This window comes from Actinophytocola sp. (assembly GCF_036002505.1).
In the GTDB taxonomy this organism is placed as follows: domain Bacteria; phylum Actinomycetota; class Actinomycetes; order Mycobacteriales; family Pseudonocardiaceae; genus DASYTH01.
On sequence record NZ_DASYTH010000452.1, the window covers coordinates 1 to 13,684 of the forward strand.

Consider the following 13,684-nt stretch of genomic DNA (forward strand, 5'->3'; position numbering starts at 1 on the left):
CCATGAAGGTGACCTTCGAGACGTTGAGCGTCCTGAAGGCCCCCTTCATGGCACTGACCACCACCCCACCGGCCCCACCGGCCCCACCAGACCCACCACCACAATCAAGATCGACAACTCCCTCCCCGGGAGCCACACCCAACGGCGATCATGACCGGCCACCTCAGGCCGAGGTGGTAGGGGCCGCGTTGACGGCTGCGACGAGCCCGTCGAGTTGGCCGCGGATCCGAGCGGCGGTGAGGTGGTCGACGTAGTCGCGGGAACTGACGATCTCGCCGTTGCGCACGCGGAGCACGAAGATGGCGGGCTGCGCGAAGGGCTCTCCGGTATCAGTGATGGTGCCCTGATACTCGAACTCCGCGACGATGACCTCGGGATCGGTGGTCTGGTGGATGGTGATGTCGGCCGCCCGGCGGTGCAGCCGGGGAGTGGCGTCGGTTGGCCGGAAGTGCTCGCGAAGTTCGTCGCGGGTGCGTAGCGCCGGGGCGCGACGCGGGTCGAACGGGTGCACGACGTGGGTCCGTTCCGCATAGAGGTTGGGAAGTTCTTCCCACCGGCCCTCCGCGACGCCGTGCACGAGTGCGAGGAAGACCTCCCGCGGGCTCAGGCTATGATCCGAAGTCATGACTCCGGATCATATGGAGTCGCGACTTCGGATATCAAGCGGTGAACGAGCGATGAGTACCCCAGGCAGGGCGCAGCGCGTCGATGCGCGCGCCAACCGCGGTCGCATCCTGGATGTCGCCGAAGAGGTCTTCGGCAAGGGCGGTGAGTCCGCATCGACGGAGGAGGTGGCCCGCCTGGCCGGGGTTGGCATCGCCACGGTCTTCCGCCACTTCCCCACCAAGGCGGCGCTGCTACAGGCCGTGCTCGTCAGGCGGTTCGATGGCCTCCGCGAGCAGGCCGGAGCGTTGCTCGATACCACGGATCCCGGCGCCGCGTTCTTCGACTTCTTTCGCCACCTTGTCGCCGACGCGGCAACGAAGATCGCCATAGGCGAGGCTCTCCTCGACGCCGGCGGGGACCGGGACGGCGAAGCCGCTCAAGCATCAAACGGACTGCGCCGAACCGTCGGCGCACTACTCCAGCACGCCCAGCAAGCCGGCGCCGTCCGAGACGACGTCGAACTCCCCGAGGTCTACGCCCTGCTGGTGGCCACATCGCGAACCGCCGCACATCCAGACCTCGAAGAAGAGGCGAAAGCCCGGGCACTCGCCATCGTTTTCGACGGCCTAACCCCGGATCCTTCTAGGCGTTCGGGCTAGTTGGACTGTCGCCGATCGGGCGATTTTCATGATCTTGGTGAAGCGCCACACTCGATTCTGGGAGCGCTCCCAGAGATGAGGGGATCAGATGAGGCGGTACCGGGGTTTGGGCGTTGTGCGCGGGCTGTCGGTCGTGGGACTACTCGCGGGCTTGGTGCTGGGGCTGAGCCCTACGGCTGCACAGGCCGAGGGGTGGCGTACCGCCAACTCAACGGCAGATGGCGCCAACCAGTCGGCGGTGGAGGCGATGGCCAAGCTGGTGGCCAGTGAAGGCCTTACCATCCAAGCGGATCAGGCCGGCGAGACGTGCACGAACGTGTCGGTGACGGCCACCCTCGTCTGGATCGCTCCGGGCGGGGCCGCCTACGTCTACCAGGGGACGGCGAGGGGCTTCTGCGCCGTGACGCCGCCCTTCACGGTTTACCGCACCTCGACCCGGCAGGCCGGGTCCACCAACGCGAGCGCGGCGTTCAACTCGTCCCGGCAGCTTGCGCAGAACGACATTCTCGCGGCGGGGATCAACTGCACCAACTGGGTGGTGCAGAGCCACCTCATCTCCGCGTCCGGAGGCTGGTTCGTCTACGACTCAAGCGCCTACGCGGTCTGCACGAACTAACGAGACCAGCACCGCGAACCGGGAGCCGGGGACCGGCAGGGTGACCCGAGGATGCTGCTTGCTGTCCTGAATGCCGACCCAACCGCCGGCGTGGCCAACCATCACGCAGTCGCCGGTCGCGGTGCTGTAGGTAGAGGTGCGGTACTCAGCGCATGCCAGTGCGGCATCCGGCGTGATCATGTCGGCAGCTCCTTCACCACATTGCTGATCAGCTTGACTGAGTTTCTCGGCGAGAGCGCCCTCGTCTGAACAGATGCGAACGCGTGGTTGTACTGACGGATCTCGGGATTGCTCTCGTGGATTCGCCACGACGTCAGTCCGTCCACGAAAACCGCCTCCGGATCCTCCTCGGCGGGCCACTGGATGATCGTGAAGCCATCGCCAAGAGCTGCATGCGCGTCGGCGGTGAACGGCACGACTTGCACGGTCACATTATGCTCGCGCATGGCCTGCAACAGGTAGCGGAGCTGCTCGCGGAGCACGTCAGGCCCGCCGACCTGTTGCCGGATCGCCATCTCTGACACCACTGCGGTGAGGTCGAAGTCCGGGCTCTCGAGCCGCTGCTTGCGCCGCAATCGCAGCTCGAGCGCTCTGTCGATGTCGCCGACACGCACATGTGACGATCCGGCGGAAATGATCCGCTCGGCATACTCCCTGGTCTGCAGCAGACCGGGTATCACCTGTCCTTGATAGATCCTCACCCAGGAGGCCTCTGACTCCAGCTCGACGAGTGCCTGCAACGGCTCGGACATGATGTCGGTGTACTTCTCCCACCAGCCGGGGATCGCGGCGCGGGCGCGTAGCTCCTCCATCCGGGCGGCGGCGTCGTCCGGGATCTTCAGCAGCTCCACCAGGGTTGCCAGGTTCTCCGGGGTGATCTTGGCCTTGCCGCTCTCCACATTGGACATCTGGGCTTGTTTAAGCTTGATCGCCGCACCCATCTCGGTCTGGTCGAGGCGCGCCTCCTCGCGGTAGTAACGGATCTTCGCGCCGAGGCGGCGGCTGCGAACGGTGGGGCGCATGGAACTCCTCAACCCGATCGGGTGAACCGGCTTGCGGCCACTAATCAACAGGATAATTATCACAAGCAACCTCAGGGTGCCGCGAGGTACCGATGGTAGTTCCAGAAAGGACCGGAGCCATGTCAGACGCGCCCATCGAAGACGACGACTGGGACGAAGAGGAGGACCCGTTGCCGCAATCGGTCCTGGTGTTCACCTCACCGGAGCTGGACCGCGACGAGGCCGCCGCGCGAGATGCCGCCGATCGGATCCTGTCGGTGCACCGGAGCCTGGTCCACGGTTATTGCGATCTGGAATGGATGGAACGGGCACTGCGCTCGTCCGAGCCCGTGTCGACCCGGGCACACGAGGCGGGTGTGCGAATTCGGCGCGCCATCACGGGTCTCGGCGAGGCGCTGGTCGGAACTAGCGATGCCCGGGACGCGCTGATCTGCCGGCTGACGGAGGGGGTTGGGTAGCCGCGGCCAGGTCACGCAGCGCTTTCGTGGCGGCCCGGTGCACGGCGGGCGGAACCCGCGCGAACAGCTCGGCGTGCGCGGCCGTGGTGGCTCGGACCGCTTCCTCGGCGAGCTTGACTCCCTTGGGCGTCAAGCGGATCAGGGTGCTGCGGCCGTCGTCAGGGTCCGGCTCGCGTTCCACGAGTCCCTCGGCGACCAGGCGGTTGACCACGTTGCTGGTGCCGCCGGTGGACAGCAGCAGCGCACGGCTGAGCTCGTTGGGCTTGAGGCGGTAGGGCTTGCCGGACCGGCGGAGTGCCGTCAGCACGTCGAACTCGGCGCCGGTGAGACCGAACCCGGGCAGTTCGCGCCGGGTGGCCGCGCCGAGTTCGGCGGCCAGCACGAGAATCCGCTTGGTCAGCTCGGAGCTGGGGCCGAGCACCTCGGGCAGCTCGGCCTTCCACGCGTTGATCAGCTCGTGAATGCGTCTTTCGTCGCACTGGGCGTGAGGAAAGACGCATTCACCGCACTCCTCAGCCGGTGAGCGCCCGCGGCATCGACGCGGGGACCTCCAGGATCGACTCGGTCACGAACTCGGCCGGCGCGAGCGGCCCGGCGCAGCGGTTGTCGGCACGGCGGAACGGCGGGCGGCGGCGCACGGTCACGTCGACCAGCCGCGGGCCGCTGCGGACGCGCACCACCCAGGCCTCCGCGTCGAGGTCGTCGCCGGGCAGCGGAATCTCGTGCAGGGCCAGCACATCGTCCAGCCCGCGCACGCCGAAACGCTGGCGCACCGCGATCTCGGCGTGCTGAGCCCACCGGCTCGCGGTGGACGTCCGGCCGCGCAACCGCTCGGGCTCCACCTGCCCGGCCAGCGCCGCCTTGGCGACCCGGGCGGCCTCGTCGGCATCCAGGTGGCCGTGCAGGTACCCGTCGGGAACCACCAGCAGGTTGCCGGCCCAGCGGTCCCCGCCGACGTGGCTGACCTCCCAGGTCCTGCCCGGATGGTTGGCGTCGAGCGAGGCCGCGAGCGGGCGGCCCAGCAGGGCACAGCACATGTCCTTGGTGCCGTGCGTGCAGACCAGGAAGATCGGCCCGGCCACCGGCTCCCCCAAGCCGTGCCGGCCGTCCGCGATGGCCTCCAGGTCGAGGTCGGCGAGCTCGCTCAGCTTGTTGATCTCGAACCGCTCCAGCCAGCGGTTGCCCGGATCTCCGGCACCGACGAGCACGGTCCGCTTCTGGTGCGGCTCGCGTACGTGCCGGCCCGGCCGGCGGATCAGCAGCGGCCGCAGCCCTTCGGAGAGGTGCAGGTCGTCGAGCACGGAGAGCCGGTCCGGCGGAAACGCCTCGTCCAGCACCTGCTCGAGCGCGTCATCCGGCCACGGGCCCGGCTGCTCGATCATCAGCCAGGAGCGCATGAACGTCGCCGTGCCGGAAGGGTTCGCGCCCAGCAGCCGGGCCACCACCGCGCAGCCCGGCGCGGCGGTGTGCTCCCCGTTCTCGGTCAGCTCCCTCATGGCATCCCGTCAGTCCACGACCCTTAACTTAGGCATACCTAACACTATCGCAGGCCGGCACGCACCATGACGGATACGAGGGATCAATCACCAGTTCCCGTTCAGCCGGCCGCGAGCAGGCCATGAGTGGTCAGCTCGCCCAGCAGGGCCCGCACCGTCGCCCGGTCCAGAGCCGGTTCGGCCAGCTCAACGAGGGTCTTGACCGGCTGCGGGGTGCCCTCCAGCAACGCGGTCAGCACCGGGGCCGCCGCGGCGGCGAACACGAACCGCCGGCCGGCCGCGAGCAGCGTCACCCTGCCGTCGCCGCGCTGGAGCACCGCGCGTGGGGTGAGCAACCGCACCTCCGCCTCGTCACCCTCGGGCAGCGGATCGGCGGTGGCCACCCACGGCAGGCCGAGCCGCGGATGGGCCGGGGCCTGGGCGTCCCGGTCGGTGAGGAACCGGTCCACGACATCCGGGGTGAGCGCCGCGATGATCGCCTCGCGGAGCCGCGCGGACCGGTCGTCGCGGTCCACGGCCGGGGCGAACCGCGGCAGGTCGCGGCGGAACAGCTCGTCCGCACGGAGCCCGTCGGCCAGCCACGTGACCAGGTCGACGCCGGTGGCCGGGTTGAACCCGATGGTCAGGTGCAGCGACAGCTCGCCCACCGCGGCGACGTCGTGCCAGTGGCCGCGCGGCACATACAGCACGTCGCCGGCTTCGAGCATGAACTCGTCGATCGGCTCGGCCGGCGGGGCCCCGGGCGGCTCCACGTCGCGATGCAGCGGCGCCGGCCGGGTCGGACCGTGCAGCCGCCAGAACTTGCGGCCGGTCAGCTGGATGATGAACGCATCATGATCGTCCCAGTGCACGTCGAACCCGTGCGTGACGCCGCAGCCGGCGTACAGGTTGACCTGGGTGCGCTCGCGGAGGTCGTGCTCGAGCCGCCGGGCCAGCTCGCCCACCGGGTCGCACAGCTCCTCGACCGAGTCGAGCACCAGGGTCGCGCCGGCCCGCAGCTGCTCGATCAGCGGCTGGTTGCGCAGCCGGGGGATCGTGCCGCCGCGCCGGGTGGGCACCGAGTCCGTGTACGAGGTGGCCGGCACGACCTCGCCGTCCAGGGCGAGCCGCAGCCGGGGGAACTCCAGGCGGTGCTGCCGCAGGATCGCGCTCAGCGCCGGCCACGGCAGCAACTCCGCGAACCGGCCGGCCGGACCGGGGAAGCGCCGGTGCCGTTTTCCTTGTACCTGAGAGAAAAACTGGCTGACCTCCAGTGGTGCGACGAGGTCAGCCAGTGTCAACGAAGTGGGCACTTATCCGTCGTTGCCGTCGTTGTCGGTGGTCGCTCCGTCGGCGCCGCGGTCAACCGCACCGGCGAGCTCCTCGACCTCCAGCAGCAACCCGCTCTTCGGCTGCTCCATCCCTGCCACCTCACCCTCTCCTCCGTCGGGACCTCCGGTTGCGAGCGTACGTCACCTCGCGCCGGATGGTTAGGGTGTCCTGACCAACACCCGGTCAAGGTCGGCGATGACCCCGTCCAGCTCCGCCCGCGCGCACGCCGCGACCACGTCCAGCAACGGCAGGTAGTCCCGCAGGTCGGCGTGCGGATGCAACAGGGTCAGCTTGAGCCACAACCGGTTCGTGCCGTCATCACCGTCCGGTGTGGACGGCCCGGCGGCCGAACGCCCCAGCACCGCGGTGCCGTCCTCGAGCAGCCGCCTGCGCACCCGGGCCACCAGCGTGTCGCCGGCCTCCGCGCCCAGCTCACCGGCCAGCTCGTCGGCGAGCAACGGCCGGAACAGCACTGTGGACAGCGCCGGCGCACCCCACACCCGCAGTCCCTCATGCCGGTCCACCGCCCCCGCCAGCTCGCTCGCCGTCCGGCAGCACCGCTCCACCAGCTCGGCCACCCCCGACCGGCCCAGCGCCCGGAACGTCACCGCGATCTTGAACGCGTCCAGCCGCCGCGACGTGCGCAACGACCTTCCGAGCAGATCGGGCAACCCGGCCTCGGAGTCGTCGGCGGCGTTCAGGTACCCGGTCCGGGTGTCCAGCGCGGTCAGCATCTTGGCGTCCCGCACCGCCAGCAGCCCGGCCGCGATCGGCTGCCAACCGAACTTGTGCAGGTCCACCGCCACCGAGTCGGCCAGCTCCAGCCCGTCCAGCAGCGGCCGCAACCGCTCGCTGAGCAGCGCCGCGCCGCCGTAAGCCGCGTCCACATGGAGGAAGGCGCTGGCCCGCCGGCTCACCTCGCCGATCTCCGGCAGCGGATCGACCGCCCCGGCGTCCGTGGTCCCCGCCGTGGCCACCACGACCGCCGGCCCGTCCAACCGGGCCAGCGCGTGCGCCAACGCGTCCGGCCGCATCAGCCCGCCCGCGCAGTCCACGACCACCGGATTCGGCAGCCCCAACAACCAGGCCGCCCGCGCCACACTGTGGTGCACGTTCGCCCCGCACACCGGCCGCACCGTGGCCAGCCCCTGCTCCGTGGCGGTATGCCGAGCCAGCAACAACCCCAGCAGATTGGATTCGGTGCCCCCACTGGTCATCACCGCATCCGGCGACGGCGCGCCGGGGAAGCAGAGCCGGGCGAACCCCCCGGTCAGCTCCCGCTCCAGCTCACTGGCCACCGGCGCCTGATCCCACGAGCCCAGCGACGGGTTCAGCACCCCGGCCACCAGCTCCGCCACCGCGGCGACCGCCAACGGCGGCGCATGCAGATGCGCCCCACACCACGGGTTGCTGGGATCGGTGGAGCCCGCCGCCAGCAACCGGGTCAACTCCCGCAACGCCGCGTGCGCACCGACTCCGTTCTGCGGCAACAAGTCCACGCCCTGCGCGGCCAGCATCGCGGCCACGGCCGCAGGCCCGCCCGCGGGCGCCGGCCCCTCGCGGTCGACGGCCCCCGCCGCCAGCGCCGCGGTCGCCACCTCGACGAGTTCCCGCACCTCCGCCGCCCCCGCGACCCCACCGGCCAGCGGTGCCGCAACCTCCGGACGCACCCGCGCCGACGTATGCATACGCTGCTTGTCCCTTCGCCAGACCCTCGCCAACGAGGTGGCCGACCCCTCCTCACAAGAGAATACGGTCGCCCGCCCCATCCCGTGCGGGTGATCCGAATACTCCCCCGATCGGGTGGAGGCGACCGCGCACAAGGAAATTCGGCGAGGACGGTCGCAGATCTCCGGCGAACCATGTTGATGCCGCGAAGCCGGCTGGCCGTCGACGGCAGGGTTGGCTAGAATTATGGCTATGACCACGTTGCCGCTGGCAGATGTACGCAACCGCCTCTCAGCCCTGGTTGACGAGGTCACACGTACCCACGACACGGTGACCATCACGCGCAACGGTGTGCCCGCGGCGGTAGTGGTATCTGCCGACGACTATGAATCGATCATGGAAACCCTGGCGCTTCTCAATGATCCCGAGGACCGCGAACGGTTGGCTGAGGCCGAGGCATCGGTCGCGGCCGGAGACCTCACCACCGCCGGGGAGATGGCCGAACTCGTCCGTGACAGGATTCGCCGGGAAACCGGTACATGAGCGAACGCCACGAATTGCTTCTGGCTAGGCCCGCCCGACGCGCGCTGACAGACGAGTTACCGGCCAAGATCGCGGCTGCGGTGTGGGAGTTGCTGGACGGAGCGCTGCGCGAGCAGCCCCATCGCGTGGGTAAGCCGCTTCGCGAACCGTTCGCCGGGCACTGGGTCGCCCGGCGCAGCAGCTACCGGGTCCGCTACCGCATCGACGAGGACAAACACGCTGTGATCGTGCTCGACATCCGTGCCCGCGCCGACGCCTATCGGTCCGGCTGACGCCGGCACCCGACCGTTCGCACGATGCCGAGGCGGGCGACTGCCGAACCCGCTAGCCCTTCGGCGCCAGGCCACGCACGAGCGTCATCGGGTCCTCACCGGTGGGCAGGAGCGCGATGGCCGGAGTGTCCAGACCGGCGTCCACATAGGACGCTATCCGTTCGCGGCAGGCGTCGACGGTGCCGTGCACGACCAGGTCGTCGACGACCTCGTCGGGGATGGCGGCGTTGGCGGCGGCGCGGTCGCCGGCAGCCCAGGCTTCGTGCATGGGGCGCAACAACTCGCCGCGGCCGAGCCAGTCGTGGAAGGCGGCGTAGACGGGGACGGTGAGGTAGCTGGAGATGAGGAGGCGGCCCAGGGCGCGGGCGGCGTCGATGTCCTCGGTGGGGCAGACGAAGATGCGGGCGACGAGCTCGCGGTCGGGGCCTAGCTCGGCGCGGACCTTGGGGACGTCGCTGGGGGCGAGCCAGTTGGTGATCGCGCCGTCGGCTTCGCGGGCGGCGAGGCGGAGCATGCCGGGACGGAGCGCGGCGATCATGAGCTGGGGCGGAGGCTGGGGTGGGCGTTCGAGGCGGAACTTGGTGACGGAGAACGTCGGGTAGGTGTGGGTGATCTTGTCGCCGGCCAGGGCGGAGCGGAGGAAGCGGACGGTGTCGCGGGTGCGGGCGTAGGGCTCGGTGAACGCGACGCCGTTCCAGCCTTCGACGATCACCGGGGTCGACGTGCCGATGCCGAGGACGAACCGGCCGGGCGCGAACTCGGCGAGCGTCGCGGCCTGCATCGCCAGCAGGCCCGCGCCGCGGGTGTACACCGGGACGATCGCGGTGCCCAGCCTCAGCTCGGGCGCCCACTCGGCGACCAGGGCGAGCGGGGTGAACGCGTCGGTGCCGGCGGTCTCGGCGGACCAGGCGTCGGTGTAGCCGAGCCCGGGCAGCTCGCGCACCAGCGCGCGGTGCGCGGCGAGCGGAACTCCGGTCAACGGCAACGTGATTCCCCAACGGCGACTCATGTCCGATGATTCGCTCGCAAGCTCGCTCATCGGGACACTCCCAACGCGTCGCGCAGCCAGGTCAGTTGCATGAGCATGAAGTTCTCCGACACCTCGTCGTCCAGCGGGGTCATGTGGGTGACGCCGGGCAGCGGCACCAGCGCGTGCGGGCGGCCGGCGGCGACCAGCGCCGAGGACAGCCGCAGCGAGTGGGCGACCACGACGTTGTCGTCGGCCAGCCCGTGGATGATCAGCAGCGGCCGGCACAGGTTCGGTGCGTCGTCGATGAGCGAGTTGTGCGCGTAGACCTCGGGTGACTCGTCGGGGTGGCCGAGGTAGCGCTCGGTGTAGTGCGTGTCGTAGAGCCGCCAGTCGGTGACCGGGGCGCCGGCGATGCCCGCGTGGAACACGTCGGGGCGGCGCAGCACCGCGAGCGCGGACAGGTAGCCGCCGTAGGACCAACCTCGAATGGCCACAGTGGACAGATCGAGCTCGGGACGCTCCGCGGCCACGGCCTGCAGCGCGTCCACCTGGTCGGCCAGCGTCACGCCGGCGAAGTCGAGGTGCACCGCACGCTCCCAGGCCGGACCCCGGCCCGGCGTGCCCCGCCCGTCCGCGATCAGCACCGCGAAGCCCTGGTCGGCCAGCCACTGCGCGGCCAGGAAGGCGTTGCGGCTGGCCAGCACCCGCTGGGCGTGCGGCCCGCCGTACGGGTCGAGCACCACCGGCAGCGGCCCGTCCTCCGGCCGGTAACCGTTGGGCAGCAGCAGGGCCGCCCGCAGCGCCCGCTCGCCCACGGTGAGCAGGCGCAGGTTCAGCTCGATCGGCGGGGTCACCGCGAACGACGCGATCTCGGCGATCTCGTCAGACCCGTGCAGCACCTGGATCCGCGGCCCGGAGTGGGAGAGCCGCCACGAGGTCAGCACGGTCACGTCCCCGCCGCGCGCCGCGCCGTGCACACCATCCACAGTAGACACTCGGACCGGCGCGGCGTCCCCGCCCCGGAACACGTGCACCTGCGTCGGATCCTCCTCGGACGCGGTGAACAGCACGTCCGCGCCGACCTGCAGCACCGAGCGCACCTGCAGGTTCGGCTCGGTGACCTCCTTGCCATCCACCACAAGCCGGTACGCACCGTCCCGAGTGGACACCCGGACCAGCCGGCCGTCGGTGGTCCAGGCCGGCACGCCCGGCACGATGTCCACCCACTGCTCGTCGGTCTCCTCGTGCAGCAGCTCGGTGGTGCCGGTCGCCGGGTCCACCCAACGGACCTGCATCCGGCGCTGGTCCCGGGACTGCACGGCGATCAGCGGCGGACCGCCGGCCGACCAGTGCACGGTGGCCAGATACGGCAGCTCCACCCCGTCCCAGTCCACCTCGACCCGGGACCCGTCCAGCCCGATGACGGCCAGCCACACGAACACGTTCTCGGTGCCGGCCGCCGGGTAGGACACCGTGTGCGGCGGCGCCTCCGGGTTCGCCGGATCCGCGATGTGCCAGCGCCGCACCGCGCGCCGGTCGGTGTGCGCGACCAGCAACCGGGTGCCGTCCGGCGACCACCAGTACCCGCGCGAGCGGCCCATCTCCTCGGCGGCGATGAACTCGGCCAGCCCGCACGCGCGGTCCGGCCCTTCCGGCTCGGCCAGCACGCGGTCGCCGGTACCGTCCACCCCGACCACCCGCAGCGCGCTTCCGGACACGTAGGCCACCTGCGCCCCGGTCGGGTCCGGCCGCGGGTCCAAAACCGGGCTCTCGGTGTCCAGCCCACGCACCTCGCCGCTCACCGCGTCGGCCACGAAAAGCCTGCCGGACAAGGCAAAAGCGCTGATGCGCACGGCGTCGTCGGTGTTGTTGCCGAGCACGCCGCCGCCCTGCTCGCGGGCCCGCTCCCGGCGCGCCCGCTCCTCCGCGGACAGCTCCTCGGCGCCGTCCCCGAGCAACTCGGCCGGGTCGGCGAGCCGGACCTCCTCGCCGGTCAGAAGATCGCGCCGCCACAGGATGTGCCGGCGGTCCTCACCGGACGCCGAGCGCAGGAACAGCACCCGGCTGCCGTCCGGGGCCACCCGGAACTCCCGCGGCGAGCCGAGCGTGAAGCGCTGGGTTCTGGCCTGCAGTCGGAGGAACGAGGTCTCATTCGGCATGAGCTGCACCCTACGGCCTCACAGGTACAGCGCGCGGAACCGCGGGTCCGCCGCCTGGTCCGCCCCGGCCATCGCGGTCAGCACCGCGCGCAGCGTGGCGACCGCGTCCGCACCGTGCTCGCGGACCAGCCGGCGCTCGTACTGGGCGTGGAACCGGCGCGCCGCGGCCAGCGCCGCCGTGCCGCGTTCGGACAGGTGCAGCAGCCGGGCCCGGCCGTCCCGCGGATCGGGGCGCCGCTCGACATGGCCGCGCCGCTCCATGTCGTCGACGAGCTGACCGGCGCCCTGCTTGCTGATCGCCAGCCGCTCGGCCAGCTCGCTGACCGTGAGCGGCGCGGCGCCCAGCGCGCGCAGCACGTAACCGTCCGAGCGGCCCTGGTCGGTGAAGCCCTTCGCGGCCAGCGCGGCCCGTAGCTCGATGACGAACTCCTGGCACGCGAGCAGGAGCAGGATGCCGAAGTCCGGTCTTGGCGCAGCCATGCACGTCATGATAGACAAGCTGAGTTGAACAAGCTGACTTGTCTATCTGGAGAGATCATGACCGTCATCCGCGGCGCGGAAGCGCCCCGTTTCCACCTTCCCGGTGTGGAGTTCACCGGGCTCGCCGCGCCCAGCCGCGGCTCGTCCGAGATCTGCACCTGGCGGCTCACCGTGCAGCCCACCGAAGACGAGCCCGAGCCGCACACCGTCGACCGGGACGAGATCTTCATGGTGATCTCCGGCTCGGTCCGGATCACCGGCGAGGACCTCGGCCCCGGTGACGTGGCGATCGTGCCGGCCGGCGCCCCGATCCAGCTGGTCAACACCGGCGGCACCCCGGCCGAGCTGTACGTCGCCATCCGGGCCGGCTTCACCGGCACCCTCGCCGACGGCACGAACCTGAGTCCACCCTGGGCGCAGTAGCCACAACTCTTGGCAAGAGCTAGGGAGGCTCACAGGCTGCTCTCACCCACCGCGGCGACGGTGGAGGCATGACCGAGTCTTCGAACTTCCCGCAGCAACCCGTCGCCGGTGGCTACCAGCAGTACTGGACCCCGCCGGCCCCTCCGCCCCCGGTGCCGCCCCAGCCACCCGGTCAGGACCGCCCCCGCCGCTTCAGCCGCGGCACGGTCGCCGTCGCCGCGGCGGCCACGCTGGTCGCCGGTGGCATCGGTGGCACAGTGGGCGCACTGGTCGGCTCGCCCGACGCGGCCCCGGCGGCCAGCCAGTCGACCACCACCGCCCAGACCGCGTCGGCCACCCAGGCCACCGACGTCAGCGCCACCGTGGCCAAGGTGCTGCCCAGCGTCGTCCAGGTGAACGTGACCTCCGGCAACTCGAAGGGCATCGGCTCCGGAGTGATCGTCAGCAGCGACGGCAAGATCCTCACCAACAACCACGTGGTCTCCGGCGCCGACTCGGTGACCGTCACGCTCTCCGACGGCCGCACCGTGGACGCCGAGGTGCTCGGCACCGACGCGAACAGCGACCTCGCCATGATCCAGGCGAAGAACGTCAGCGGCCTCACCGCCGCCACGCTCGGCGACTCCGACTCGGTGAAGGTCGGCGACCAGGTGATCGCCATCGGCTCGCCGGCCGGCCTGCAGAACACCGTCACCACCGGGATCGTCAGCGCCCTCAACCGCGAGGTCACGGTGTCCGCCCAGGACCGCGAGCAGAGCCAGCTCCCGTTCTCCCGCAACGGATCCGGCTCGACCGTCACCTACCACGCGATCCAGACCGACGCCTCGATCAACCAGGGCAACTCCGGCGGCCCGCTGTTCAACGCCGCCGGTGAGATGATCGGCATCAACTCCGCCATCTACTCCCCGGTCTCCGGTCCGGACGGCTCCGCCGGCAGCGTCGGGATCGGCTTCGCCATCCCGATCAACCAAGCCAAGGAGGTGATCGGCTGAGCGGAGGTG

General features: G+C 70.6%; 17 protein-coding genes. 7 read left to right on the top strand and 10 right to left on the bottom strand.

Annotated elements, in window-relative coordinates:
* Positions 1 to 163 precede the first annotated feature (163 nt).
* On the bottom strand, positions 164 to 625 hold the full coding sequence (locus tag VGR06_RS39895; RefSeq protein WP_327564437.1) for a nuclear transport factor 2 family protein: 462 nt from the start codon (positions 623 to 625) through the stop codon (positions 164 to 166).
* Between VGR06_RS39895 and VGR06_RS39900 the strand changes: the two genes are divergently transcribed.
* On the top strand, positions 624 to 1,265 hold the full coding sequence (locus VGR06_RS39900; protein ID WP_327564438.1) for a helix-turn-helix domain-containing protein: 642 nt from the start codon (positions 624 to 626) through the stop codon (positions 1,263 to 1,265). The genes VGR06_RS39895 and VGR06_RS39900 overlap by 2 nt on opposite strands.
* 247 nt (positions 1,266 to 1,512) lie before the next feature.
* On the top strand, positions 1,513 to 1,881 hold the full coding sequence (locus tag VGR06_RS39905; protein ID WP_327564439.1) for a hypothetical protein: 369 nt from the start codon (positions 1,513 to 1,515) through the stop codon (positions 1,879 to 1,881).
* On the opposite strand, the gene VGR06_RS39910 is transcribed toward VGR06_RS39905, so the two are convergent.
* Together VGR06_RS39910 and VGR06_RS39915 are read right to left on the bottom strand one after the other, a co-directional pair.
* Entirely contained in the window at positions 1,852 to 2,061 is a 210-nt protein-coding gene (locus VGR06_RS39910) for a DUF397 domain-containing protein (RefSeq protein WP_327564440.1), read from the bottom strand. The genes VGR06_RS39905 and VGR06_RS39910 overlap by 30 nt on opposite strands.
* Positions 2,058 to 2,903 (bottom strand): helix-turn-helix transcriptional regulator, encoded by an 846-nt coding sequence (locus VGR06_RS39915; RefSeq protein ID WP_327564441.1) that lies wholly within the window; start codon positions 2,901 to 2,903, stop codon positions 2,058 to 2,060. The genes VGR06_RS39910 and VGR06_RS39915 overlap by 4 nt, the downstream gene beginning before the upstream one ends.
* Before the next feature lie 119 nt (positions 2,904 to 3,022).
* Here VGR06_RS39915 and VGR06_RS39920 point away from each other — a divergent pair, with 119 nt between their 5' ends.
* Positions 3,023 to 3,361 (top strand): hypothetical protein, encoded by a 339-nt coding sequence (locus VGR06_RS39920; RefSeq protein ID WP_327564442.1) that lies wholly within the window; start codon positions 3,023 to 3,025, stop codon positions 3,359 to 3,361.
* Here VGR06_RS39920 and VGR06_RS39925 read toward each other — a convergent pair.
* From VGR06_RS39925 to VGR06_RS39940, 4 genes are all read right to left on the bottom strand, one after another.
* A complete protein-coding gene (locus tag VGR06_RS39925; RefSeq protein ID WP_327564443.1) occupies positions 3,309 to 3,782 on the bottom strand; it encodes a MarR family transcriptional regulator in 474 nt (157 codons plus the stop codon). The two genes, VGR06_RS39920 and VGR06_RS39925, sit on opposite strands and share 53 nt — an antisense overlap.
* A gap of 91 nt (positions 3,783 to 3,873) precedes the next feature.
* Entirely contained in the window at positions 3,874 to 4,857 is a 984-nt protein-coding gene (locus VGR06_RS39930; RefSeq protein WP_327564444.1) for a sucrase ferredoxin, read from the bottom strand.
* Between the two features lie 101 nt (positions 4,858 to 4,958).
* Positions 4,959 to 6,149 carry a cupin domain-containing protein gene (locus tag VGR06_RS39935; protein WP_327564445.1) on the bottom strand — a complete coding sequence of 397 codons (1,191 nt, stop codon included), beginning with the start codon at positions 6,147 to 6,149 and terminating at the stop codon, positions 4,959 to 4,961.
* A gap of 177 nt (positions 6,150 to 6,326) precedes the next feature.
* A complete protein-coding gene (locus VGR06_RS39940; RefSeq protein WP_327564446.1) occupies positions 6,327 to 7,838 on the bottom strand; it encodes a pyridoxal phosphate-dependent decarboxylase family protein in 1,512 nt (503 codons plus the stop codon).
* A 250-nt stretch (positions 7,839 to 8,088) separates the two neighbouring features.
* Between VGR06_RS39940 and VGR06_RS39945 the strand changes: the two genes are divergently transcribed.
* Positions 8,089 to 8,379, top strand: coding sequence for a type II toxin-antitoxin system prevent-host-death family antitoxin (locus tag VGR06_RS39945; RefSeq protein WP_327564447.1), 291 nt, complete (start codon positions 8,089 to 8,091; stop codon positions 8,377 to 8,379).
* Positions 8,376 to 8,651 carry a type II toxin-antitoxin system RelE family toxin gene (locus VGR06_RS39950; RefSeq protein WP_327564448.1) on the top strand — a complete coding sequence of 92 codons (276 nt, stop codon included), beginning with the start codon at positions 8,376 to 8,378 and terminating at the stop codon, positions 8,649 to 8,651. The genes VGR06_RS39945 and VGR06_RS39950 overlap by 4 nt, the downstream gene beginning before the upstream one ends.
* Positions 8,652 to 8,703: 52 nt before the next feature.
* Here VGR06_RS39950 and VGR06_RS39955 read toward each other — a convergent pair whose 3' ends face one another.
* From VGR06_RS39955 to VGR06_RS39965, 3 genes are read right to left on the bottom strand one after another with little or no spacing between them, the layout of a single operon-like run.
* Entirely contained in the window at positions 8,704 to 9,690 is a 987-nt protein-coding gene (locus VGR06_RS39955; protein WP_327564449.1) for an LLM class F420-dependent oxidoreductase, read from the bottom strand.
* Positions 9,687 to 11,780 carry a S9 family peptidase gene (locus VGR06_RS39960; RefSeq protein ID WP_327564450.1) on the bottom strand — a complete coding sequence of 698 codons (2,094 nt, stop codon included), beginning with the start codon at positions 11,778 to 11,780 and terminating at the stop codon, positions 9,687 to 9,689. The genes VGR06_RS39955 and VGR06_RS39960 overlap by 4 nt, the downstream gene beginning before the upstream one ends.
* Positions 11,781 to 11,798: 18 nt before the next feature.
* Positions 11,799 to 12,260: a MarR family winged helix-turn-helix transcriptional regulator gene (locus tag VGR06_RS39965; protein WP_327564451.1), complete on the bottom strand. Its 462-nt coding sequence runs from the start codon at positions 12,258 to 12,260 to the stop codon at positions 11,799 to 11,801.
* A gap of 57 nt (positions 12,261 to 12,317) precedes the next feature.
* On the opposite strand from VGR06_RS39965, the gene VGR06_RS39970 reads away from it, so the two are divergent.
* Positions 12,318 to 12,683: a cupin domain-containing protein gene (locus tag VGR06_RS39970; RefSeq protein WP_327564452.1), complete on the top strand. Its 366-nt coding sequence runs from the start codon at positions 12,318 to 12,320 to the stop codon at positions 12,681 to 12,683.
* Between the two features lie 68 nt (positions 12,684 to 12,751).
* A complete protein-coding gene (locus VGR06_RS39975) occupies positions 12,752 to 13,675 on the top strand; it encodes a S1C family serine protease (protein ID WP_327564453.1) in 924 nt (307 codons plus the stop codon).
* Positions 13,676 to 13,684 lie beyond the last annotated feature (9 nt).